General features: G+C 35.4%; 23 protein-coding genes. 9 read left to right on the plus strand and 14 right to left on the minus strand.

Annotated elements, in window-relative coordinates:
• The first annotated feature begins 27 nt into the window (after positions 1-27).
• Positions 28-999 (plus strand): ABC transporter ATP-binding protein, encoded by a 972-nt coding sequence (locus BMW29_RS02990; protein WP_092650153.1) that lies wholly within the window; start codon positions 28-30, stop codon positions 997-999.
• Entirely contained in the window at positions 992-2,509 is a 1,518-nt protein-coding gene (locus BMW29_RS02995; protein WP_092650155.1) for an ABC transporter permease/substrate-binding protein, read from the plus strand. Before BMW29_RS02990 ends, BMW29_RS02995 begins: the two co-directional genes overlap by 8 nt.
• A 26-nt stretch (positions 2,510-2,535) precedes the next feature.
• On the opposite strand, the gene BMW29_RS03000 is transcribed toward BMW29_RS02995, so the two are convergent.
• Positions 2,536-3,318: a PHP domain-containing protein gene (locus BMW29_RS03000; protein ID WP_092650157.1), complete on the minus strand. Its 783-nt coding sequence runs from the start codon at positions 3,316-3,318 to the stop codon at positions 2,536-2,538.
• A 266-nt stretch (positions 3,319-3,584) separates the two neighbouring features.
• Between BMW29_RS03000 and BMW29_RS03005 the strand changes: the two genes are divergently transcribed.
• Genes BMW29_RS03005 through BMW29_RS03020 form a run of 4 tightly spaced genes read left to right on the plus strand, consistent with a single transcriptional unit; the run spans position 3,585 to position 6,464 of the window.
• Positions 3,585-4,313, plus strand: a complete 729-nt coding sequence (locus BMW29_RS03005) for an amino acid ABC transporter ATP-binding protein (protein WP_092650159.1) — start codon at positions 3,585-3,587, stop codon at positions 4,311-4,313.
• An 18-nt stretch (positions 4,314-4,331) separates the two neighbouring features.
• Positions 4,332-5,138 carry a glutamate ABC transporter substrate-binding protein gene (locus BMW29_RS03010; protein WP_092650162.1) on the plus strand — a complete coding sequence of 269 codons (807 nt, stop codon included), beginning with the start codon at positions 4,332-4,334 and terminating at the stop codon, positions 5,136-5,138.
• Positions 5,139-5,150: 12 nt separating this feature from the next.
• Positions 5,151-5,798: an amino acid ABC transporter permease gene (locus BMW29_RS03015; RefSeq protein WP_092650164.1), complete on the plus strand. Its 648-nt coding sequence runs from the start codon at positions 5,151-5,153 to the stop codon at positions 5,796-5,798.
• 15 nt (positions 5,799-5,813) lie between these two features.
• The gene (locus tag BMW29_RS03020) at positions 5,814-6,464 is read left to right on the plus strand and encodes an amino acid ABC transporter permease (protein ID WP_092650166.1); all 651 of its coding nucleotides are present in this window, start codon (positions 5,814-5,816) and stop codon (positions 6,462-6,464) included.
• A 152-nt stretch (positions 6,465-6,616) separates the two neighbouring features.
• Here the strand turns inward: BMW29_RS03020 and BMW29_RS03025 are convergent, their stop codons facing one another.
• The 5 genes from BMW29_RS03025 to BMW29_RS03045 form a co-directional block, all read right to left on the minus strand.
• A complete protein-coding gene (locus tag BMW29_RS03025; RefSeq protein ID WP_092650168.1) occupies positions 6,617-8,581 on the minus strand; it encodes a heavy metal translocating P-type ATPase in 1,965 nt (654 codons plus the stop codon).
• 202 nt (positions 8,582-8,783) lie between these two features.
• On the minus strand, positions 8,784-10,202 hold the full coding sequence (locus BMW29_RS03030; RefSeq protein WP_092650170.1) for a family 1 glycosylhydrolase: 1,419 nt from the start codon (positions 10,200-10,202) through the stop codon (positions 8,784-8,786).
• 67 nt (positions 10,203-10,269) lie between these two features.
• A complete protein-coding gene (locus BMW29_RS03035; RefSeq protein ID WP_092650172.1) occupies positions 10,270-12,129 on the minus strand; it encodes a beta-glucoside-specific PTS transporter subunit IIABC in 1,860 nt (619 codons plus the stop codon).
• 22 nt (positions 12,130-12,151) lie between these two features.
• Complete coding sequence (locus BMW29_RS03040) at positions 12,152-12,985, minus strand: PRD domain-containing protein (protein WP_092650174.1); 834 nt, start codon at positions 12,983-12,985, stop codon at positions 12,152-12,154.
• Positions 12,986-13,189: 204 nt separating this feature from the next.
• Entirely contained in the window at positions 13,190-13,825 is a 636-nt protein-coding gene (locus BMW29_RS03045) for a TetR/AcrR family transcriptional regulator (RefSeq protein ID WP_177165657.1), read from the minus strand.
• A gap of 134 nt (positions 13,826-13,959) precedes the next feature.
• Here BMW29_RS03045 and BMW29_RS03050 point away from each other — a divergent pair, with 134 nt between their 5' ends.
• Both BMW29_RS03050 and BMW29_RS03055 read left to right on the plus strand, forming a co-directional pair.
• On the plus strand, positions 13,960-15,573 hold the full coding sequence (locus BMW29_RS03050) for an MFS transporter (protein ID WP_177165658.1): 1,614 nt from the start codon (positions 13,960-13,962) through the stop codon (positions 15,571-15,573).
• 168 nt (positions 15,574-15,741) lie between these two features.
• A complete protein-coding gene (locus tag BMW29_RS03055; protein WP_218139630.1) occupies positions 15,742-16,188 on the plus strand; it encodes a DUF6790 family protein in 447 nt (148 codons plus the stop codon).
• 28 nt (positions 16,189-16,216) lie between these two features.
• Here BMW29_RS03055 and BMW29_RS03060 read toward each other — a convergent pair whose 3' ends face one another.
• From BMW29_RS03060 to BMW29_RS03080, 5 genes are all read right to left on the minus strand, one after another.
• A complete protein-coding gene (locus BMW29_RS03060; protein WP_092650180.1) occupies positions 16,217-17,068 on the minus strand; it encodes an AraC family transcriptional regulator in 852 nt (283 codons plus the stop codon).
• Positions 17,069-17,218: 150 nt separating this feature from the next.
• On the minus strand, positions 17,219-17,551 hold the full coding sequence (locus BMW29_RS03065; RefSeq protein ID WP_092650182.1) for a hypothetical protein: 333 nt from the start codon (positions 17,549-17,551) through the stop codon (positions 17,219-17,221).
• A gap of 21 nt (positions 17,552-17,572) precedes the next feature.
• The gene (locus BMW29_RS03070; protein ID WP_092650184.1) at positions 17,573-18,301 is read right to left on the minus strand and encodes a hypothetical protein; all 729 of its coding nucleotides are present in this window, start codon (positions 18,299-18,301) and stop codon (positions 17,573-17,575) included.
• A complete protein-coding gene (locus BMW29_RS03075; protein ID WP_092650186.1) occupies positions 18,288-19,124 on the minus strand; it encodes an ABC transporter ATP-binding protein in 837 nt (278 codons plus the stop codon). Before BMW29_RS03075 ends, BMW29_RS03070 begins: the two co-directional genes overlap by 14 nt.
• 238 nt (positions 19,125-19,362) lie before the next feature.
• Positions 19,363-19,980 carry a nitroreductase family protein gene (locus tag BMW29_RS03080; RefSeq protein ID WP_092650188.1) on the minus strand — a complete coding sequence of 206 codons (618 nt, stop codon included), beginning with the start codon at positions 19,978-19,980 and terminating at the stop codon, positions 19,363-19,365.
• Between the two features lie 112 nt (positions 19,981-20,092).
• Here BMW29_RS03080 and BMW29_RS03085 point away from each other — a divergent pair, with 112 nt between their 5' ends.
• Positions 20,093-20,422, plus strand: coding sequence for a winged helix-turn-helix transcriptional regulator (locus BMW29_RS03085; protein WP_092650190.1), 330 nt, complete (start codon positions 20,093-20,095; stop codon positions 20,420-20,422).
• A gap of 161 nt (positions 20,423-20,583) precedes the next feature.
• Here BMW29_RS03085 and BMW29_RS03090 read toward each other — a convergent pair whose 3' ends face one another.
• From BMW29_RS03090 to BMW29_RS03100, 3 genes are all read right to left on the minus strand, one after another.
• The gene (locus BMW29_RS03090) at positions 20,584-22,473 is read right to left on the minus strand and encodes a beta-glucoside-specific PTS transporter subunit IIABC (RefSeq protein WP_092650192.1); all 1,890 of its coding nucleotides are present in this window, start codon (positions 22,471-22,473) and stop codon (positions 20,584-20,586) included.
• 110 nt (positions 22,474-22,583) lie between these two features.
• Positions 22,584-23,420, minus strand: a complete 837-nt coding sequence (licT, locus tag BMW29_RS03095) for a BglG family transcription antiterminator LicT (protein ID WP_092650194.1) — start codon at positions 23,418-23,420, stop codon at positions 22,584-22,586.
• 527 nt (positions 23,421-23,947) lie between these two features.
• Entirely contained in the window at positions 23,948-25,414 is a 1,467-nt protein-coding gene (locus BMW29_RS03100; protein WP_092650196.1) for a glycoside hydrolase family 1 protein, read from the minus strand.
• Positions 25,415-25,420: the final 6 nt, after the last annotated feature.

The raw sequence follows: 25,420 nt of genomic DNA on the forward strand, positions 1-25,420 counted from the left end.
CGTTTTTTCATGAAAAGGAGAACTTATATGATTCAGTTTGAAAATGTGACAAAAGAATATGATAACGGACAGCCAATTATTTCAAACTTGAACTTAACGATTCAGGAAGGTGAATTTTTTGTTTTAATCGGGCCTAGTGGTTGTGGCAAAACAACGACTTTAAAAATGATGAATCGTTTAATTCCTCATACAGCTGGTACTATCAAAATTCATGGGCAAGAAATTCATACGTATCATTTAAATGAATTACGCTGGAATATTGGCTATGTTTTACAACAGATTGCCCTTTTTCCTAATATGACGGTAGAGGAAAATATTACGGTTGTACCAGAGATGCAAAAGTGGTCAAAGGATAAGATGGCAAATCGTGTGACGGAGCTACTTAATAGCGTGGGTCTTGATGCCGAAAGTTATCGTCATCGTAAACCACAAGCTCTTTCAGGTGGTGAGCAGCAACGGATTGGAGTGATTCGGGCTTTAGCGGCTAATCCAGATATTATTTTAATGGATGAACCATTTAGTGCTTTGGATCCGATTAGTCGGAAAAAGTTACAGCAGGATGTGCTTCGCTTACAAAAAGAAGTAAAGAAAACAATTGTTTTTGTCACTCATGATATCCAAGAAGCGCTCTATTTAGGTGATCGGATTGCCATTATGCGACAAGGTAAAATTGAGCAATTGGGAACACCTAAAGAAATTTGTAATCAGCCTAAGAATGACTTTGTTAAAGAGTTTTTAGGCTCAGAAAACCTTCCTGTAACGGCACAGCCAATGGTTACTTTATTAATTGAACAGGGATATTTTGATGCTAGTGAGGCTCTCCGAACTGCTCCGCAATTATATTTGGGGGATTCCTTAAATGAGCTGATTCACTTGCTAGCTGTGCACAATCAAGTGGCCATTTATGATAAAGAGTGTTACCTTGGTTTGATTACCTCCAAACACTACCTTAGCTATCTTGCTAAGGAGCTAGAAAAGGAGGGATCAGCTCATGAATGATTTTATTCAACTATTAAGTGAACGAAAAAATGAGTTATGGACTGCGATTTTAGAACATATTCAATTATCCTTATTAGCACTTTTAATTGCCATTTTTATTGCCTTACCTTTAGGGATTTATCTTGCTGAGCATAAAAAAATTGCTGAACCAATGATTCAAGTGACAGCGATTTTCCAAACCATTCCTTCTCTTGCTTTATTAGGACTACTCATTCCCATTGTGGGGATTGGCACATTGCCAGCAGTAATTGCCTTAGTTGTTTATGCGCTACTACCCATTTTAAGAAATACCTATACAGGAATCATTGAAGTTGATGACTCCTTAATTGAAGCCAGTGAAGCAATGGGGATGAATCGGTTAAGGCGCTTAATGAAGGTGCAAATTCCAATTGCCATGCCGATGATGATGGCTGGTATTAGGACTTCTATGGTGTTAATTATTGGAACTGCTACGCTTGCAGCATTAATTGGTGCAGGTGGTTTAGGGAGTTTGATTTTGTTAGGAATTGACCGTAATAACCATCAGCTCATTTTATTAGGTGCAATTCCTGCTGCGTTGCTTGCGATTTTATTTGATTTTTTATTGGGACGCTTAAAGTCTGTCTCCATTAAAAAGATGCTTTGGATTTTGGGTGGGACTTTGATTGTTTTTCTTGGTTTCGCACTTGCACCTTTGTTTAATAAGCAACAGAATGAAATTGTGATTGCTGGTAAGCTTGGTTCTGAGCCTGAACTATTGATTCATATGTATCAATATTTAATTGAGGATCAAACGGATTTAAAGGTCACCTTAAAACCAAACATGGGGAAAACCTCGTTTCTATTTAATGCTCTCCAGTCGGGGAATATTGATATTTATCCTGAATTTACAGGAACTGTGCTAGAGACATTCTTAGATGAGCATGCAGCTTCTAATGATGCTGGTGCAGTGTATCAACAAGCAAAGGATGGATTAGCTAAGGAATTTGAGATGGCTTATTTAAAACCAATGACTTACAATAACACCTATGCTTTAGCCGTGACACCACAAATTGTAGAAAAATATCAAGTAAAGACTATTTCTGATTTGCAACCACTTGCAGGTACAATCAAAGCAGGATTTACACTTGAATTTACGGATCGCAAGGATGGTTACCTTGGGATTCAGGATCAGTATGGCTTTCGTTTTGCACAGTTACAGACAATGGAACCTAAGTTACGCTATACAGCAACTCAATCAGGAGATATTGATGTGATTGATGCTTATTCAACAGATAGTGAGCTAGCTGAGTATCGATTAACTGTGCTAAAAGATGATTTGGGTTTATTCCCTCCTTATCAAGGTGCACCTTTAATGCTTGCTAGTACATTAAAAAAATATCCTGAGCTTGAACCGGTGCTAGGTCAGCTCGCTGGTAAAATTACAGATGCTGAGATGCGACAAATGAATTTTGAAGTCAATGTAAATGGTAAAACACCACAAGCGGTTGCAAAAGATTTTCTTATAAAGGAAAAATTACTAGCCCCATAATAAAAAAGCCTCGTGAGGCTTTTTTATTATCTATTGATGGCAATTTTAATTGGCTGACCACTTTGATACACAGTTAAGTCAGAAACATGTAAGTCTTGGAGTAATTGAATGGCTTGCTCAAAATAACTTTCAAATTTTTCTGCATTATGGGCGTCAGAGCCAATCGTAAAGTATTTTCCACCTAAAGATTGATATAGCTTGATACCGTAACGATATAAAGCTTCATTTTCATAACGATACATGCTTTTCGTATTTAACTCAAAAGCGATTTGCTTTTGAATCGCTGCTGTAAAAATTTCCTTCAGCTGGCTTTCGTATGCTTGTAGCGCTTCTACAGATAAGGAAAAATTGCGTAAGCCATAATCAAAATGAGCAAGTACATTTGCACCTTTTACGTTTTGTATGCCTTCTAACATCAAGGTAAAGTATTCCATCATCATTTGATGGACGTTCATTTTTTCTTTATTGCAATTTGAAAAATCATATTGTCCATTTTGATGAATACTTAAAAGAATTAAATCAAATTCTTTATCAGCTAAATAGCTTTCAATCTGCTCTTTTGAGGCAGTTGTATAGCCAACTTCAATTCCTTTTAAAAAGTGTGTGTCATATTCCTGTGCTAATTGTGCAATTTTTTCACGATAAGCGTCATCATCAGGAAGGTCGTCTCTATAGTCCGATACTGGGTTATGAAAATCTAGATGCTCAGTTGTGACAAAATAGCTTGGCGCTTGTTTTAAGTAATCCTCAAAGGTTGCATCTGAATCAAATGAAAAGTTAGTATGTAAATGTTGGTCATAATATTTCATGATTTTCACACTCCTATTATCTATTGTACTATAATAACACAGATAACATTTCTTCTCAAAATCTAGAGTCCACACGGTACATCTCCTTACATCCTAAATGAAATACTTCAAAAACAACTCCCTTTTTCCCAACTAAAAGCAGCATATGTTACATTTTCTTACATTCCAAGTCAGATTTGTTTTGACATTTCCTTACCAATCAGATTAAAATGAAATGAGTGATTTATTAGATAAAGATTAGAGACAAGGATGAAGGAGGAGTATTCATGATTGAATTTAAAGACGTAAATAAATATTATGGTAAATTTCAAGCACTAAAAGATATCAATTTAAAGGTAGAAAAAGGACAGGTTGTGGTATTAATTGGTCCTTCTGGTTCTGGTAAAAGTACATTATTAAGATGTATTAATGGTTTAGAGGAAATCACCTCAGGTCAGTTACTTGTTAATGAGGCAGATTTACATGATAAGCAAACCAATCTAAATGATGTACGAAAAAATATTGGGATGGTTTTTCAGCATTTTAATTTATATCCACATAAGGATGTCTTAAATAACATTACACTTGCTCCAAAGAAAATCTTAAAGCTATCCCAAGAGCAAGCAGAAAAAGAAGCCAATGAACTGCTCACTAAAGTGAGTATGTTAGATAAAGCTGCTTCATTCCCTGCAATGTTATCAGGCGGGCAGCAGCAACGTGTCGCCATTGCTAGAAGCTTAGCGATGCATCCAGATGTGATGCTTTTTGATGAGCCAACTTCTGCTTTAGATCCTGAAATGATTGGAGAAGTGCTCGATGTGATGAAAAAATTGGCAGCTGAAGGAATGACAATGGTCGTTGTTACTCATGAAATGGGCTTTGCTAAAGAAGTAGCTGACCGTGTGATTTTTATGGAAAATGGGGTCATTTTAGAAGATAGTCCTGCCAAAACTTTCTATGAAAATCCAAAAGAAGAACGCGCGAAACAGTTCTTGAGTAAAATTATCAATCATTAGAATGGAGGTTCTCAACCTATGAGAAAAAAATTAACTTATTTTTTAACGATGTGCCTCTTTCTTTTTACATTGACTGGTTGTATGAAACAGAATATTGCAGAGCAAGATATTGTAGAAAGAATTGAAAAAGAACCCACAATTACTTGGGGTGTTAAAATAGATACCAAATTATTTGGTCTTTATAATATTGAAAAAAGTGAAATTGAAGGCTTTGATATTGATATTGCCAAAGAATTAACTAAGCGAATTTTAGGCCCTAAAGGCAAAGCAGAATTTGTCGAAGTGACCTCTAAAACGCGGATTCCGTTACTTAAAAATGGCAATATTGATGGGATTATCGCCACAATGACGATTACAGATGAACGCAAGCAAGTGGTTGATTTTTCTGATGTTTATTTTGAAGCAGGTCAATCTTTACTTGTAAAAAAAGGTAGCACCATTCAAAGCATTAAAGATTTAAATGCAGATACAACCGTCTTAGCTGTGAAAGGCTCAACCTCTGCTACAAATATTCGAAAAGCGGCACCAGATGCGAAGATCTTAGAGCTTGAGAACTATGCAGAAGCTTATACTGCTTTAAAATCTGGACAAGGTGATGCTGTGACCACAGATAATGCTATTCTCTACGGGATGGCCTCAGAAGACAGCAATTATGAAGTTGTTGGTGGCATTTTCACTGATGAACCTTATGGAATTGCCATAAACAAAAATCAAGAAGCTTTTGTCAAAGAAATTGATCAGGCCTTAGCCGAAATGAAAGCTGATGGCACGTATCAGAAAATTTATCAAAAATGGTTGCCAGATGCAACAAATGAAGCGAAATAGGAGGTGGGAAAAATGCTACAATTATTTATGGATCATTCAGGAGAATTTTTAGAAGGACTTAAATATACCCTGCTTTCAAGTGTGATTGCCTTAATTTTTAGTTTAATCATTGGGATTTTAATTGCAATTTTTCAGATTTCTCATTCGAAGCCTTTACGAATTGTTGCTAAAATTTATGTTGAATTTTTTAGAAATATTCCTTTATTAATTATTGCCATGTTTTTTTATGTGGTTGTCCCCATGTTTTGGTTTAAGCTTGATGGTTTTACAGCGGGAACAATTGGTTTAACAATCTATACTTCAGCCTTTATTGCTGAAACGATTCGGGCAGGGATTTTAGCAGTTCCTCCTGGTCAATTAGAGGCAGCACGATCATCAGGCTTTAGTTATGTCCAAGCGATGTGGTATATTGTGTTGCCACAAGCGATTAAAATTGTGATTCCGCCACTGGGCAATCAATTTATTAACTTAATTAAAAACTCGTCTATTTTAGCTGTTGTGACTGGATTAGATTTAATGTACCAAGGGGATTTAATTGCTTCAGCAACCTTTAATACGTTTGACACTTATATGATTGTTGCATTGTTGTATTTAATTTTAACCTTACCATTAAGTATCATCATGAACCGATTAGAGAAAAAATTTGCGGTGAATGGATAGAAAGGAGGAAGATAAATGGACTTTTCAGGTGCTTTTTCATGGGTCAATATTCGCTTTTTATTAGAAGGCTTATGGGTGACCGTTCAAGTTGCAGGTATTTCAATTGTTTTAAGTTTCATTATTGGTGGATTGATTGGCTTGGTTCGCTTTGCAAAAATTCCTTACCTATCAAAAATTGTTGGTTTATATGTAGAAGTGATTCGTAATTTACCGTTACTTTTAATTATCTTCTTCACTTACTTTGCCTTACCGCAGATTGGGATTAGATTTGATATTTTTTGGTCTGCGATTGTGGCTTTAACGATTTTTGAGTCTGCTATGTTATCTGAAATTATTCGTGGTGGCTTAAATGCTGTACCTAATGGACAAATGGAAGCAGCGCGGTCAACAGGTTTAAGCTATGGGCAAGGTTTATGGTATATTCTGATTCCTCAAGGATTAAAAAAGATGTTACCACCGATTGTGAGTCAATTTATTGCGTTAATTAAGGATACTTCCCTTGCTGTCATTATTGCTTTACCAGAAGTGACACATCACGCTAAAATTATTTATGGGCAAAGTACCAATTATGTGTTGCCAATGTTTGTTGCTATGACCTTACTTTACTTTTTAGTTTGTTATGCGTTATCTCTTGTGGCAAAACAATTGGAATTGCGGTTTAAATAAATGCAATAAAGAGCCAAAACTCAATGAGTTTTGGCTCTTTTGCTATTTATAATAGCATCTCATAAAATCCAAACATTAATCAAAAATGCTAGAACATGACTAGTAAAATGTCTAGTTTATGTTCTAGCAATTGAATCAAGATTCGTTTGTATCTACTCTTTAGAAGGAATCAATAAGCGTAAACCATTGAATAAAACAATTAATGTACTTCCTTCATGAGCAATAACACCAATCGTAATATCCATTTTCCCTAAAATATTTAAAGTAACAAGTAACACAACAACCAACATGGAGAAGATAATATTTTGCCAGACAACACGATCGAGACGTTTAGAAACTTTGTGCGCATAGCTGAATTTGGTTAAATCATTTTGCATCAAAACAGCATCGGCTACGTCAATCGCTACATCTGTCCCATCTCCCATAGCAACGCCAATATCTGCAGTCACTAAAGCTGGAGCATCGTTGACACCATCACCAAGCATGGCTACTGAACCATATTTTGCTTGTTGGTCTTTAATAATTTGTGCTTTATTTTCAGGTAAGACATTCCCAATCACTTCATCAATGCCAATTTGGCGGCCAACTGCTTCACCAGTTAATGCTGCATCACCAGTAATCATCGTTGTATGAATATTTTGTGATTTCAAGTAGCTAATGACTGTACGTGCATGTTCATTTGGTACATCCATCATCGCAATCATGCCTTTTACTTGGTCATTTTCAGCAAAGTAAACAACGGTTTTACCTTCTTTAGCATAGCGCTCATTATGCGCTTTAATTTCCATTGGTATATGCTCGAAGCTTTCAGGCTTCCCAATTTGATAGCTATCCCCCTCATAAGTGGTGGTTAAGCCTTTTCCAATTTCATTTTCAACTGTTAAGTCTAGTATTTTTTCAGCTGAGAAGCCTTCCAAAATAGCATTGGCTAATGGATGGTTGGCTGTTTTTTCCATTGCAACAATCATGTCGATATATTTTTGTTGCATGTTATTGTCTGTTGAAGAGATAAAATAAGTGTCTGTTACAGATGGTTTTCCTTGTGTTAATGTTCCTGTTTTATCAAAGGCAACAGCTTGAATGCCTGCTAAATTGGAAAGATAAGAACCTCCTTTGAATAGAACACCACGTTTAGCTAAGTTGGAAATGCCTGATAAAGTGGCTGGTACTGCACTAGCAGCAAGAGCACAAGGTGAAGCTGAAATTAAGAAGACCATCCCTCTATAGAAGCTTTCATTCCAATCCCAATTGAAAATAGTTGGGCCTAATAGGATAAAAATCGGTACAAGAACTAGAACTGCTGTGACATAGTAGGGTTCTAGTGTTTGAATTTTAGTTGCTGTTTTAGATAAATTAGCTTGTGATTGATTGACTAATTGCAGAATTTTAGCAAAAAGCGTATCACTACTATCTTTTGTCACTTCCATTGTAAAAGTACCTGTCCCATTGATGGTACTGCCAAATACTTCATCTCCGACTGTTTTTTCTCTTGGGATACTTTCTCCATTAATAGATGATTCATCAATTGAGGTGCTACCAGATAAAATCACACCATCTGTTGCAACTTGATCACCATTTAAGACTTGCAAACAATCTCCAATCTTAAGTGTTGAAACAGCTACCGTTTTCACATTTCCATCTGCGCCAATCAGTCTCGCTTCAGTTGGATTCATTTTAAGCAAATTCGTGATTTCTCGTTTGCTACGGCCTTCTGCATATTCTTCTAAGAAATGAGCTGCTGCAAAGATAATAATCAGCAAGGCACCTTCTTCATATTGTCCAATAATGGCTGCTCCAAGTGCTGCTAAGGACATTAAAATATGCACATTAGGAGAGAATTTTCTTTTACGTTTAGTTGATTGAATTGTGTCTACTACACCTTCCATCATAATGTGATAGCCCGACATTAACATCGCACTGATAAAGAAAATCTCTTGTAAGATTGAGTCTGCTGGTAAGAAGAATGCCAGTATAAAAGCTGCAAGTCCTGTAAAGAATAAAACAATTGGTGATTTGCCATGACTGTGACTATGTCCATGACATCCATGGTCATGTTCGTGTTCGTGATGTGCGTGATTCTGTTGATGATTGTGTTTGTCTACTTTAGTGGTTTCCATAAGGGGTTCCCTTCTTTCCATGCAATTGTTCATGTATTGGGTCGTTCTTTTAATCAATGTAATTAACACATGAATAGTTACTCATATGTTAATTACATTATATATGAACAACCAATCATATGTCAACCCTTATTCATGGTTTATATAAAAAGATAAAAAAAAGCAATAAACCCGCTAAAAATTGGATTTATTGCTTTTTTTTTTAATGTTTTTCTTGAATGACTTGTTGGTACCAATAGAATGATTTTTTCTTTTTTCTAGCCAATGTGCCAGTGCCATCATCATGCTTATCAACATAAATGAAGCCATAACGTTTTTTCATTTCTCCTGTTGTGGCACTCACTAAATCAATCGGTCCCCAGGTCAGATAGCCAAAGCATTCTACATGGTCTTCTGTCACAGCTTTTTTGATTTGTTCAATATGCTTCTCAATATATTCAATGCGGTAATCATCATTAATTTCACCATTTTCAGCCACTTCATCCACTGCACCTAAGCCGTTTTCAGTAATGATGATTGGTAGTTGGTAACGACGATACACATAATTTAAGAGATAGCGTAAACCGATTGGATCAATCGCCCAGCCCCATTTACTTTGTTCTAAATAAGGATTTTGGACGCCACCAAATAGGGTTTCTTCGCTTTCATCGTCTCCTTCATAATGAGCCACACTTGAAGAATAATAATTTAATCCAATGAAATCGATTTTCCCCTCTGCAAAAGCTTGAACATCTTCATCTGTGATTGTCAGATGAATGCCTTGTTCTGCATATTGATGTAGTTTATATGCTGGAAATTTTCCATGACACATAGCATCAATTTGATAAAATTCATGGTCGTTTTCTTGAAAAGCGTTCATCACATTGGTTGGATTACAATTGACAGGGTAAGAAGGGGTTAGCCCAAAAACACAGCCAAATTGATTACTAGGATCAATTTCATGCCCTAATTTGACTGCTTTGACACTTGCTAAGGTCATGTTGTAACCAATTGTGGCTAAGGTTTGCTTTTTATCCGCTAGCTCTGAATATTTTAATCCAGCAATAATATAGGTAAAAATATCTGAGGCTTCAGTTTGTGGATCAATATGGTTCATTTCATTAAAGGTTGCCCAATAACGAACGCTCCCTTTTAAGGCTGTAAACATGGTTTCACAGAACTTCAAATAAAAATCAATGACCTGACGGTTGGTCCATGAACCATAAGCACGGACCAAATGAATTGGCATTTCAAAATGATAAAGGGTCACAATCGGTTCAATTTGATGCTTTCTTAGCTCTGCTACAACATTTTGATAGAAGGCAATCCCTGCTTGATTTGGTTCTGCTTCATCTCCTTGTGGATAAATTCTTGACCAATCAATCGAGATACGTAGCGCTTTAAAGCCCATTTCTGCAAATAAGGCAATATCTTCCTTATAAGTATGATAAAAATGGATGCCTTCATGAGAAGGGTAGCTTTTACCAGCTTCAATTGTTTGGCAAATTTCACGTGGTACCTCATAGGTTCCTTGTGTGACTAAATCCATAATCGCAATGCCTTTGCCAGCTTCGTTCCAAGCACCTTCACATTGATGGGCTGCAATACTACCGCCCCATAAAAAGTTTTGATTCCATTTCATTGCGTCATCGCTCCTTAAAGTTGTTTAGAGGCTACGCTTTGTTAGCCTCTAAACTTTATTTATTTTATTATAACATGATGGTTAAGCACTCAGCTTCACTTGTTAGTGCACCACTTGGAGATGGAATCACATCTAAATAGTCTACAGTATTCGTAATCACAACAATAATGGTTGGATCATATCCTGCCGCTTTCACACCTTCAAAATCGACTGTTGCCAGTAATTGTCCTGCTGTTACTTGATCTCCTGCTGTTACGATGGTATCAAAGTGTTGACCATCAAGTTCCACTGTATCAATGCCAATATGAATCAGTACCTCTACCCCCTCTTTGGTTTTTAGTCCAATGGCATGCTTTGTTGGAAAGACTACCATGACTTCTCCATCAACCGGTGAAACCACTTCATTACTAGTTGGTAAAATCCCAATTCCTTTACCTAATGCACCTGTTGAAAAGGCTTGATCCTTAACCTCTGCTAGTGGAATCAATTCACCTGCAGCAACTGAATATAAAGGAATTTTTTTCAAGCTATTTTTGACTTTATTTGGTTGTGCAACTTCTTCTTTAACTGAAGCTGTTTCTTTTTTCTCTGATGGAATACCTAATAGATAGGCAGCTACTGCAGCTGCTACAAAGGCAATAACCACACTAATAATCATAAAGGTTAAATTGGCAAAATCTTGATTTTCTGCATAAGAAGGTAAGCCCATTAAGCCCCAAACGATTGAATAGGTTTTAACATTCATTAAACCGGCAAATAAACCACCGATTCCGCCACCAATCATTACCGCAATAAAAGGTTTTCGATATTTAACAAATACTCCATAAATAGCGGGTTCTGTAACCCCCATAATGGCACTAAAGCTAACTGTTCCAAATAATTGTTTTTGCTCAGAATTTTTAGCTTTAAGGAAATAACCTAGCATCGCTCCAGATACCGCAATATCTGAAATGGTTGCTGCTGCTAAGAAGATTGGATCATAGCCCATTTTATTCACAAAGTTTAATGCTAATGGCATCATAAAGTTTCCGGCACCGAGCATAATTAAGAAGGGTTGGAAAGCGGCATAAAGGGTCAATACAATCCAGCTACCAAAAGTATTGTGTAGCAATTCAAAGAACCAGCCTAGTCCATCACCAATCCAAATGCCAATTGGTCCAAAAATCAGTAAAGTAACAGGTAAACAAATGACCATAATTAGAACTGGATTTAAGAAATATTGTAAAAATTTAGGAATATATTTTTTTAATAAGAGCGTTAATTTCCCCATAAACCAAGTCGCTAAAATAATAGGAATAAATGAGTTTGCATAAGCCATTTGTGGTAGATGAATCCCAAAAATACTTAGGCCTGCTACATCATTAATGGAAGATGAAACTAAAGTTGCTGCTAATGCTACTGCTAAATAAGGACTAGCATTTAAACGTTTAGCACAAGACATCGCAATCAGAATCGGAAGGAAGAAAAAGACTGCTTCACGAATCGAATTTAATAAAATATAAGTGGGACTTTCAGCTGATAGAATACCTGTCATGGTAAAAAGTGATAAGAATCCTGCTAGTAAACCAGAAGCAATAATCGGCTCAATCACAGGTGTCATGGTTTCTGAAACCAAATCTAGCATCGCTTTTAAAGGATGTTTTTTCTCCTCAACAGTTTCTTCATTAGTTGTTTGATTGCTTAAGCCTAACATGGTAATCAATTCAGCATGAACCTCACTGACATGTGTGCCAATAATAATTTGATAAGATACATTATTTGAGACAACATCAATCACACCATCCATCGCTTTCATTGCATCTGTTTGTGCAAGTGAACGATCTTTTAAAGTAAAGCGTAATCTAGTCATACAATGAACTACGGCTTGAATATTCTCTTTTCCACCGATAAGTTGAATGATTTCTTCATTAAATTGTTGATACTTCATTTTTCGACCTCTTCTCTCTTTGTTAAGCTCTATTCGTAATCCGATGAATATGCAGCATTAAATAGGTCTCTTCATCTGTGGTTAATTCACAAGCATATTTTTCTCTGATATAGACTCTAATTTTCTGAACACATTCATATGCATCTGGATAGAGCGCTTTAATTTGTTCGTTTAAAATAGCATCGCTTTCGTCATAAATGTTTTTTGTCAGTATTCGTTGGATAAAATATTGAAGGTGAGTCATTAAACGCATATAATTCATGGAATGCTCGTCGATTGTCAATTGAAAATGATATTGAATAATTGAAATGATGTCTCTTAAACTTTCCATTGAGTGAATCGTTTCTTCTAAATTATTTTTTCCTTCTTGTAAATTCACAAAATGTAAGGCAATCGATACCGCTTCATCCTCTGGAAATTCCACCTGAAATTGCTGGTTAATTAAATCAAGTGCATAAAGTCCGATAGCAAAATGCTCAGGATAAAATTTTTTCACTTCCCAAGTTAAGGGACTGCGGATAAATTGTCCTTTGGCAGCACGTTTTAATGCAAAGCCAATATGATCTAGTAAGGTTAAGCTTAAATAATCATTGGCTTTTTCTCCTAGTTTTTCTTCTCCATAAGCAATGATTTCATTCACAATCGTAATATGCAATTCATCCGAATGGGATAATAAATAACTAAAGTGCTCCAATAAATCTGTTGAATCTAAGACATAGGTTTTTTCAATTTCATCCTCAGTAATGACCTGTCCGACTTTCTTTCTAAAAGCGAGTCCTCTTGCATAAACAATGACCTCATTCTCGCCTCTTTTGACAACTGCTACATTGTTATTTAATATTTGGCTAACCTTCACTGACTTACTCCTTTCCAGAAAAAAAACTCAAACTACCTAGAGACAAGTTAAACTTGTTCCTAGGTAATTTGAGTTCTGCCTGCTTTAATCAGTAACATACTCTATTTGATGACTACAGCGCCATCGTCCGTTTTTTTTCTACCCTCAGTATAAGGGATGATTTTCTTTCTGTCAACGCTTACAAGATATCTATGAATGAAAGAATTAATCCTCATTCATCACACAAAGATAACGTTTCAGCATTTCGGTTGTTTCTTGAATCAATTGATCCGCTTTTTTTTCAGAAATTAGCTCTGGGTAAAAAGTAATTTGATCCACTACACCGTCACAAAGCACACGAATCAAGATAGCCGCAGCATCAAAATCTGTTACTCTTAGTGCCACTTTAGTTGATTGAAGTGCTTCTTTGATAAAATCAAGGCTCTTTTGATAAGAGGCATCTGATAATTTAGCCACTTCCTCATCAATTTGGTATAGCATCTTTGTCTCTTTTTGAAAATTAATTGAGTCTTGATGAAGCTTAATCAGGTCTTTAATTGAACGGATAAATAACTCTTCTAAGGCTGCTATTGAGGTAATTTCTTGATATTGTGCTAACTCAAAGGTTTGTTCAAGTGAGTTGACATAGGTTTCATAAACAAGCTTAAAAATCATTTTTTTATCTTTAAAATATGAATAAACGGTTCCAACTGAGACTTTGGCGCTTTTAGCAATATCATTCATCGTGGTCTGTGCATAGCCATTTTGGCAGAATTGTGCATAAGAGGCCGCTAAAATACGTTCTTTTTTTTCAATACTTCTTTTTTGTTGAGGCTCTCTATAAATGGTTTCATCTGTCATTTGGCACACCCCTTTTCTCTCTTTCGATTTTAGAGGATTTAACATCAATTGTCAAAATTGATTGACATTTAAAAAAATTGCGCATAAGATAAAACATGAATATGAATTCATATTCAGAAAAAGGAGAGGATTTTATGAAAAAAATAGCTTGTGCAACTGCCTTAATTATCGCTACCTTTATCGGGATTATTGACAGTACAATTGTGAACATTGCCTTACCTGACATTACAGCTTACTTTCAAGTGAGCTTAGATGATGCCAGCTGGATTACGACCAGTTATGTGTTGAGTATGTCTATTTTTATGATTATTAGCTCAAAATTTGCTGACCAATTTGGACGAAAAAAATTAATGCTGATTGGTTTGATTTTATTTGGAGGGAGTTCCTTTATTTGTGGATTGGCAACAAATCTACCCATGTTAATTGTGGCGCGCTTTGTTCAAGGATTAGGTGGTGCAATCATTACGCCTTTAACGATGCCGATGGGAATTGCTGCACTTGGGAAAAATAAAATCCCTAAATTTGCAGGTCTAGTTGGGGCCGTTTCTGGTTTAGCTGCTGCTGGAGGTCCGCCGATTGGTGGTGTATTAGTAGATTATTTTAATTGGCAAAGCATCTTTTTAGTCAATGTTCCTTTCATAGCGATTGCTTTTATATTAATTGCAAGCTGTGCAGATGAATCCTATGATCAAACAGTGTCCAAAAAAATTGATTACTGGGGAATGTTAACCTTGACCATCACATTAGCTTCCTTCACTTTTGCTTTATTAAAAGGCAATACTTATGGTTGGAGTTCTCTTATCATTCTTTCATTGTTATTTCTTTCAGTACTTAACTTATTTCTTTTCATCTGGGTTGAAAAAAGATCTACCTTTCCAATGGTTGAGCTTTCACTATTTAAAGAAAAAACATTTTCAGCCTCGTGTTTTACTTACTTATTATCAGGTTTTTCAATTATCTGTACCTCTTTAATATTTAACAACTACTTACAAAGTATCTTACATTATAAAACTTTAGAGGCTGCTTTTATTATCATGTTTTCTTCTATTTCTGTCATTTTCTTTATGCCCTTAGGTAATTTCCTAACAGCTAAATTTGATGCCCGTCTGGTTAATTTTTTAGGCATTCTCCTTTTTGGCATTGGTATTTTATGTCTAACAACCGTATCTGCCATGACATCAAAGAGCTTGATGGTGCTTTATATGGTGGTAATCGGAGCTGGTTTAGGCTTTACTTTACAATGTATTATGTCTTCTATCCAACATCTACCAGAAGAAAAAAGTGGCATTGGTTCGGGGCTTGTGAATGCTGCTAGGCAGATTGGTACTTGTTTAGGAATTGCCATTTTAATCAGCTTATTAACAACTAACCTAACAACTGCTAGCAAAAATATTGCGACTTTTTCCAATGAAAAAATGATGAGTCTTGCTCTTCCACAAGAGGTACAACAAACGTTGCTGGAAAAAAGCAAAGAAATTGAGCAAGAAAAAAATAAAGAGCTACAGGAAAAACTCAAAAAAGAGTTACAAGTAAACCTTGAATCCCAAATGCAAGAACCAGCAATTGGACAAGAGGATTTTGAGAAAACGACAGCAATTATTGTTGCAATGGATGAAATAAAGGACTATCAAACAACTACTATCGATACAGCCTTTCATCATGTTTTCCGATTTACCGGGATTCTTTTATGTTGTTTATCCCCTATTGGGCTGCTGACCGATAAGAAGAAGAGTACTTCCCTTTCCTAGGCTTTATCATCCGCTTAAAGTAAAAAAATAGTAGAAGAGATAAAAATCAGTTTCATCTCTTCTACTAAAAAATGCTAGCTATTTCACAACAATAAGTTAGCCCTAAGCTATCATATTCGTTAAAAAAAGGACAATCAAAACCACATCAAATCATTTTTAGGAGGGATTATGATAATCTATTTAATTAGTTACTGTATTTTTTGGGTGCTATCTATTATCTTTGTTTTAACCATTCATCCACAGCACATGATTGAAACGCTTTTCTTAGTACAAGCCATTGGGAATCTTAGCTTTTTTGGCTTTGTCAATTTTACTGGACATGTCATCAAGCGCAAACAAGTTGCTAAATCGATTGGCTGGGTATCAAATGGCTTTCAGATAGAGGTTGGTTTTGTCTCTTTAGGTATTGGCATCTGTGGTCTGATTGGCTACTGGTTCAATGATCGATTTTGGGTGGCTACGCTCATACCAGTTACTACCTTTTTACTTGGCGCAACTTTTAATCATATCAAAGAAATGATCATCGAAAAGAATTTCAACCCTGGAAATGTCCTCATTATCTTACCAGATATTTTGATACCATTGACCTTATGGCTTCTATTTTTCTTCAAATAAGCTGATGAAAATAATTTTCAACAGGTCATTAAGCTTTTTTTACCGGTAACCACACTTCAAACTTTGCATGCTCTGGGTTATTGTCTAAATAAACCTCAATATCTGCACCATCAGCATATTCATAGCCTGATGTTGGTAACCAATCTGTGACAATCTTTTTCTCTAATTCTTGAATAGCCTGTGGTGAGCCTTCTCCTGGGAAAATGGCCCAGGTCATTTGTGGCACTTTATAGCTCGTTAAACCAGCTGGGGCATCCTTATCACTTGCGACAGCAATATAATAGTTTAGCTCTTCTGACTCTTGACCAAATCCAGTACTCACACCTAATACACCCATGGGTTCTTGGTTCATTAAAGGGATGATTTTTGCTAAGGTTCCTTCAGTTGCTACCTTTTGCCAAAACTTTGGTACCTCTACAAAGTTTTGTTCAATTTCTTTTGATAGGGGAATGCTTGCCCCAATAATCGTAAAAGCTGCTTTTGTTTCAATTCGATAATCCATTTCAACCGCTCCTTTAACTGTAATTTGGAATTTAATGCGGGGATAAGATTTCATCATTGTTCCTTCTTTTTGTGCAGATGAAGGTGTCATTTCATGCATTTGCTTGAACGCACGATTAAAAGCTGTTGGTGATTCATAACCATATTTTAGCCCAACATCAATCACTTTCTCACCTTGCTGTAAATCTACTGCTGCTAAAGATAATTTTCTTTTTCGGATGTACTCTGCTAAAGGAATACCTACCATATAAGAGAATACACGTTGAAAATGATAGTAAGAGCAACCAGCAAGCTGGGCTAATTTTTGTTGGTCCATGTCCTCTGTCAAATGCTGCTCAATATAATCTATTGCTTCTTCTAAACGATCTATCCATTCCATCTCATCAACTCCTATTTCATTGTAAGTGATCTGATTTGATGATACCTCTTATCTTCTGTCCAATATAGAGAGGTTCTGACTAACCAGTCATTGTATTGATTTTAAAGTAGAAAAATTCAAGATTGAAAAGGATTCAATCCTGGCCTTTTTTTATTCACTTGTAAAAAAGGATGGATAATCACTTGTTTTTTTGACTAAAGCTACATGATCATTTTTGAAGGTTGCTTCATATGAATCTAGGATTGTGATGATTTTTCGTTCAGTAGGACTAATCCCTAATTCTCTATCCTTTTTCTTAGTCGCTCGCGCTCGAATTACCCAATAAACGGGGCCACCAAGCTGATTGAATGTTTCATCTTGCTTAGTCGCGCAATACCCATATAAATAAGCCAGTCGCTCAACTATTTCTCCCCAGATGACATACTCATCTTTTCGTTCCTTTAACAACGCATATAAATCATCTATTTGATTGATTCCATCCACGTCTCCAGCCCCTTTCCCCCATTAAAACTTCTTTTTCTTCAATAAATAATTTGTTAATAGACTTACAATTCCTGTATAAATTCCTGTTAGTAAAATAGCTTTTCCTAGTGATAGAACTGAAAAATAAGATGTATCCATCAGTAAAGCTGTCAATTCATGAACAGGTGGCAGAATCCAAAGAACAAATTTCAGCAATGGAAATTCAGCTAAGATGTTCCCTTTAACGAGTGCACAAATGGCAATAATGGTTAAAGATACAAAAGCTAATTTTCTGTCTTTGACAATTCTTGGCTGAAAAATTCTAGCTACGGATAGTCCTAATAATACCATACATAAATGAATCAATAAGCCTCCTACTAGATCTGATAGCGTGAATGCTCTTTTAAATAAATCGCCACCATCTATGAAGCTACCAATAATTGGAATTGATAATGCCAGTAAGGTTAAAACAAGCCCAATGAAAAAGATAAAAGCAAATTTACTGCAATAATATGTACGTGTTTGTTTCACTTTCAGTAAAAGGAGTTTTTCGGATGTTGGATCGACTGAATCATCATAGGTCATTTCAACCCAAATCATCACTAAAAATAAAACGGTTGCTGTGACAACTAAGTTAGGAACAACCTCTAGTGGCTTGGTTGAATAAGAAAAGTAGAGATAAACTACCCAAAATAAGGTAGGCATGATTATCTTATTGGTTTTAAAATAAGTAACGGCTTGGTAGGATAATAAATTTTTAAAAGATTTCATCGGTCATCCTCCTTAATTCAAAGCCTGCTTGTAGCATTTCTTGTAGCAGTGCATGACTTTTATCACTGGTCACAATTAATACCGTTTCATGCTCTTTTTGCTCGACTTTTTCACTAGCCTCACTAACTATTGCTGGAAGCGGCTGATCTAATTGTTGATGACTGAAATGCAGGCGTTGTAAGACTGAATGAATTGGTTCAATTGCTTTTTCTTGGAGGCTTTTATCTGTCATTTCGTATGCTACAGTGGCTACTTGATGAATCAAATATTTTTCATGACAAGACATCACAATTGCACCACCCCCAGCAACATATTCATTCATCAATTGAATAAAAACCTTTTGAGAATCACTATCTTGACCTGATAAAGGCTCATCTAGTAATAAAATATCAGGCACTGTTAATAGAGCTTGAATCACTGCAATTTTTTGTAAGGTACCTTTTGATAAATGCTTTAAGGGGGTATCCACCATTTCCTCTAAGAAAAATTGCTTAAATAAAGCTTGACTCTTCACTTCTAATTCAGCTGCTGGAATGCCTTCTATTAGGCCAACTGATTGCACATATTTCCTTGCTGAAACGGCGAGTCTTGGAAATGATTCTGGGACAAAATTGATTTTTAAATCCTGATGTCGTTTGATGGTACCACTTTGAATAGCGGAAAATCCAGCCATAATATTTAAGAGCGTACTTTTTCCACAACCATTATGTCCTGTAATGGCAATGGCTTGATTTTTTTGGACAGTTAATTGGACATTTCGAAAGAGAATGCGATTCTCAATCCGCTTGGTTACACCATTTAGTGTTAATAGGTCATTTTCCATGATTGTGCCCTTCCTTTCTTCACTTATTTCGAGCTAATTAAATCGTAACACACCCTACGTAATAACGTAAATCATAAAATATATTTTCTGCATTTATTAACAAAAAAGGAAAAGCAACTATAAAGAACATTGCATAAAATTCAATTTTGAATCCTGATTTTATGCAATGCTAGATTACCACACTATCATAAAAACTAAAGGTTAAATAGATCATTCAAGTGCTAGTTCTCCCTTTATATTATTCAATAATTTTTGAAAATTCAGTTGCTGCATATCGAATTGACTGATACCCATCAAGCCGTGCTTTACCTATTGGCAAAAGCATGATAGGTAACCAATGAGACGGTAGTTTTAGATACTCTTGTATGTCTGTAAATAATGCACCTCTCATTGGTACTGTTCCATAACCATGCGTTCTAATAATATGAATTAAATTCATCGCAAACAATCCAGTATCTAGTGCTGCTCCAAATGCTTTTTTATCTTTAGGATGTAATTGGAAGAAATCTTCAACTATTTTGCATTGCTTTGCAGCTGTTTCAGAATCTATAAAACCGTGATTAACCATCCTTTTCATCACTTCTGCAATATCATCATATTTTGTCATATCTGCAAATAAGATAAAAACGACAGAGGCTTCTTTAACGGCCGTTTGACCAAATGCAAATTCCGAGATTTTTTTCTGTATTTTTTTATTTTTAACCGCAACAACTTTCCATGGTTGCAGATTATTACTAGAAGGAGCTGTAGCTGCTTCATCTAAAATTTGTATGATTTCGTTGTTTGTTATTTCAAAGCTTTCATCAAAACTCCGAATTGATTGTCGGTTTGTTAAAAATTCTTTTATTTCAAGCATTTATTTTCCCTCTTTCTATTTATGTACACCTAGCTAAGTGATATATTTAACTTATTACAATGAAAATAAAAATACAAGTACGCACATTTTTGTGTTTGTAAAAGGAGGATTTATGGAAAAAAATATTTGTGGTGTTAAAAAAGCATTATCTGTAATTGGTGGAAAATGGCGAATTGATATCTTATGGCATTTAGCCCAACATTCTAATTTAAGATACAATGCTTTAAAAAGAGCATTGGTTGGTATAACAAATACTACACTTAATCGTTCACTCAATGAGCTGCTTGCCTATCAATTGATTCATCGTGAACAATTTGATGTGAGTCCTCCTCATGTTGAATACTCATTAACAGCAGAAGGAAAAAAATTAATCCCTGTATTTGAAATCATTAATTACTTGGGCTTAGAAATGGTTCAAAAGAAGGATACTTTTAGTTGTTAATATTTATCAAAAAAAGTTGTAAAAGGTCATGTGCCCTTTACAACTTTTTTTTAACTATTTTTAATGATTTGGTTAATTTTCTTTATTTATGACAATCACTTTTTTGATACCAATTAAGAGATTGTTTAATTACTATAATCTACATCACTAAGGTTATATCATTAACGAATCACTTTCATCACTTGCTCACCTGGCTCAGCAAGGGTTTTGGTTAAGGTAATAATATCTCCAAAATCTGCTGAATTTGTCACAACAACTGGTGTAATGGTTGGATAGCCTTTTTCTGCAATTTTTTCTAAGTCAAATTGAATTAATAAATCCCCAGCTTGGACTTTTTGTCCTTTTCCCACAAGGTATTCATAGCCTTCACCATTTAATTGAACCGTATCAATACCAATATGAATCAACAGCTCAACACCTGATTCACTGGTTAAACCAATGGCATGCTTTGAATCAAAAACAGCTGTAATGGTTCCTGCTACTGGTGCATAAACTTTTCCTTCAACTGGTTTTACAGCAAAGCCTTTGCCTAAAATTTCTTCTGAAAACATGCCATCCTCAACAGCTGAAAGAGCCACAATTTCTCCTTTAATAGGAGCAGTAACCTCTACGATTTCGCCACTAATAGCGGATGTTGTTGGTGTTGTTGCTTCATCTTTGGTTGTTGCTTGTTCTTCTTCTGTAACTGGATCTTTATAAAGCATATAAGAAAGGGCAAATGAAATCACAATACTAATTGCTGCACCAATACAGGCAAAGTATAAATGTTGTAAGGTATCATCCCCAATATAGCTTGGTAATGTAATTAAGCCTGGTGAACCACCTGTAAAGTTTTTTACTTTTGTTAGCCCCATGAATAGACCACCAAGTCCGCCACCAATCATAGCTGCATATAAAGGCGTTTTATATTTCAAGTTAACCCCATATAAAGCTGGCTCAGTAATCCCAAATAAACCTGTCAAACCTGCTGAAGAGGCCATTTGTTTAATAGAAGAATTTTTACTCTTGAAACCAACAGCCATTGCTGCTGCACCTTGACCAACATTTGATGCTAACATTCCTGGATAAATCACAGTATCATAACCATTTGTGATACGGTTGTTAATCCCAATTGGCACAAGACCATAGTGAGTACCTGTTGCAACAAATAATGGTGTTAGGCCACCAATTAAAGTTGGGACTAACCAAGGACTGAAGTTTTCTAGCGCTTTAATTCCGTTTGAAATCGCATCACTAATCAAGTAACCAAAAGGTCCAATTACAACTAATGAAACAGTTCCCACAATCGCAATCGTAATCAATGGTTTACTAAAGAATTTAATGACTTTAGGTGATACTTTGTCTGCAATGGGTTCTACATAAGACATAAACCAAACAGATAAGATGATTGGAATAACAGAAGAGCCATAGGTTACAGGAGAAATTGGCATCCCAAAGAGATGAATCCCACCTTCGCCTGCTTCTTTAATTGCAGCAACCATACCTGTAAAGTTTGGATGGAGTAAAATTCCGCCAACCATCATCGCTAAATACATATTGGTTTTGAATTTTTGTGCGGAAGAGGCTGCTAAAAGAATTGGCAAGAAATAAAAGGCTGCATCTGCCATAAAGTCAATAATAATATAGGTTTGACTTAGTTTATCAATCGCATTGAAAACCACTAATAGTGAAAGAACCGCCTTTAACATCCCTGCTGCTGTAATCGCTGGCAAGATTGGCGTAAAAATTCCTGTAATGGTATCAATAATTCTTGATCCCACACCACGTTCATCTTTCTCATTTGAACTGCTTTGTTCACCATCTAGTGCTGGGATTTCTTTGACGATTTCTTTATAGACACTGCCAACATCGCTACCAATAATGACTTGGTATTGACCCCCTTTTGAAACAACACCCATGACACCTGCTGTATTTTTGATGTCATCGGTTAAGGCTTTGTCTTCATTTTTTAAGTTAAAACGTAGTCTTGTGGCACAGTGTGTTAAGCCACTAACATTCTGCTGACCACCTATTTTTTCAATAATGGTTTGTGCTAATTCTTGATAATTCATTGATTGATTCCTCCTAATTTTTATCATTTTTCATAAAAAAATACCTAAGAAGCCTCTCATTTAAAAAGAGGTTTTCTTAGGTATAGCCTGCTCATCGGCAGTAACAATCCTTATTTGTTGGTAATTCTTCTAATATGAATGGTGAGATAAATCATCTCATCTTCTTTTAATTCACGTCCAAATTCTTTGGCAATATAATCACGAATTTTTAACGCACAAAGGTATTCTTCTTGATACTTTTCTTTTAACATAAATAGGAAGCCTTCATCCTTGTCTTTATCTAGCTCAATGCCACTAAAAAGGCGCTGAACAAAAAACTTAAGGTGCGTGATAAAACGTTCATAGTTTAAAGAGTATTCATCTAAATCCGTTTTATAGTGGTACTTAATAATATTAATAATTTTTTGAATCACTTTTGTCATTTCAGAAACTTGACTAACTTGTGATAGGTCTAGTTCTGCATTGACAATATGCAACGCAATGAAACCGGCTTCATCTTCTGGCAAAGTAATGCCAAGTCGATTGGAAATCATATTTAAGGCTTCTTTTCCAATTAAATATTCATGATTATAAAATCGTTTAATTTCCCAAAGCAATGCGTTTCTAACAGGCAAGCCATGCTGCTGTCGTTCGATTGCATAATCAATGTGATCCGTTAAGGTTAAGTAGATATTTTCATTGAGTTTTTTGCCTAAAGAGACTTTTGCAAAACTAATAATTTCATTGGCTACTTGTACATGCTCTAATTGAACATTTTCTAATAGCTGTGTCAGCTTATTGGTACTCATTTCCTTATTACTAGTATAGACTTTTTCAATCAAGGTATCATCAATGAGATCTCCTACTTTTTTCTTAAAGCCAATGCCTTTCCCCATTACCAGAACTTCATGCTGGCTGTCATCAAGGGATTTAACGATATTGTTATTGATTACTTTTTTTACTTCCATACATTCTATCTCCTCAATGTGAGATTAAACCAGCTAGCTAACAGAATCATACGATTTAAATTAAGTATAGCCTGAAAAGTACAGTAACAATCTTAATTCAATAACCATTAAAGCATGAATGTAAACGGTTGTCAATAAAGGAAAAGTTAGTTTTCGTTTGCGCTTTCATTTAACCAAAACTTTATGCAACAATTTTATTATCTTTTAAAATAAGGCGTTCCTTCATGCTAAAAAAAATTTTTCAGTTATTGGTTGTTTTGTGAGTACTTTATATGTTTACTTTTCTATATTTTCTGTTATGTTTTTAGGTCTGACAAGTTATGCCTCAATTTACCTATTACATTTTCGTTTTTCAAAATTAATCAGTTACTTTTGTTTATCATCATTTTCTTGAGAAATCATCTATTTAGTTACCTGTTATTTTTCATCGGATAGTAGATGATTTTAGATACCATTGCTATATGGTTTCTTCTCACTAGCTACAAAAAAATTGCCTACACAATCTAATGTGTAAGCAATTTTTTATGTTACATTTCAGTTAAATTTTCACCATTTGTAGCAATCACTTTTTGATACCAATCAAAGGATTTTTTCTTACTTCTCTTCAATGTCCCATTTCCCTCATCATCCATATCAACATAAATGAAGCCATAGCGTTTCTTCATTTCGCCTGTTCCAGCAGAAACAATATCAATACAGCCCCACGGTGTATAACCGATTAAATCAACACCATCTAATTCAACAGCATCCTTCATCGCAGCAATATGTTTTTTGAAGTAATCAATACGATAATCATCCTGAATTGTGCCATCTGCTTCTACTTTATCAACAGCACCAAAGCCATTTTCTACTACAAATAAAGGAATATGGTAGCGATCTTCTAATTTACATAAGGCAATACGCAAACCAAGTGGATCCACTGCCCAGCCCCATTCAGATTCTTCTAAATATGGATTTTTCACAGCTGGCATTTGATTGCCACCCACATATTTCACATCAGTTGGATCTGACGCTGAAACAGTCGACATATAATAACTAAAACCAATATAATCAACAGTTCCACTAGCTATGATTGCATCATCTCCAGCTTCTTTTTTAATCGTAATGCCTTCTCTTTCGAATTCTTTTAATTTGTGCTTAGGATAATAGCCTTTCACTTGAACATCCATATAAAATTCTTGCTCACGATTAAAGGTTAAAGCTTCCATCACATCTTCTGGTTTACAAGACATTGGATAGCTAGGAATATAAGCAACCATCATCCCAATCTTAAAGTCTGGATTGATTTGATGCCCTAAAGTCACAGCTTTTCCACTTGCCACAAATAAATGATGGGCAGCTTGATATTTTGATTGTTTGCTATTATCATGAATCCCAATTTGTGTCCAACTTCTTAAGAAGTTGATTTCATTAAATGTCATCCAATATTTGACTTTATTTTTATAGCGAGTAAATAAAGTTTCACAGAAAAATAGGAAATGATCAATTGTTTCGCGACTAGACCAACCGTCCAGCTCATCTGCTAAATACATTGGGATATCAAAATGATTGATGGTAACAATTGGTTCAATGCCGTGACTTAGTAATTCGTCAAAGACATTATCATAGAAAGATAATCCTTCTTCGTTAACCTCTTTCGTACCTTTTGGACAAATACGTGACCAAGCAATCGATAATCTAAAGCATTTAAAGCCCATTTCAGCAAATAAAGCAATATCTTCTTTGTAGTGATGATAAAAATCAGTCGCTACATGGCTTGGATAGTAAGTCTCTGGATCAATATAACCTACTGCACCTTCTGGTAAGGCATCACCTCGGCCACAAGTTTCGATTTTACCGTCTTTCGTTTTGTATGTAATCATACGTGGTTTTGTGTGACTACCACCAGTAATGGCATCTAAAGTACTTGGACCTTTGCCTCCTGATAAGTAACCACCTTCATATTGATTGGCTGCTGTTGCGCCGCCCCATAAAAAATCTTTTGGAAATGTCATGTTATT

The organism is Isobaculum melis (assembly GCF_900111355.1).
Taxonomy (GTDB): domain Bacteria; phylum Bacillota; class Bacilli; order Lactobacillales; family Carnobacteriaceae; genus Isobaculum; species Isobaculum melis.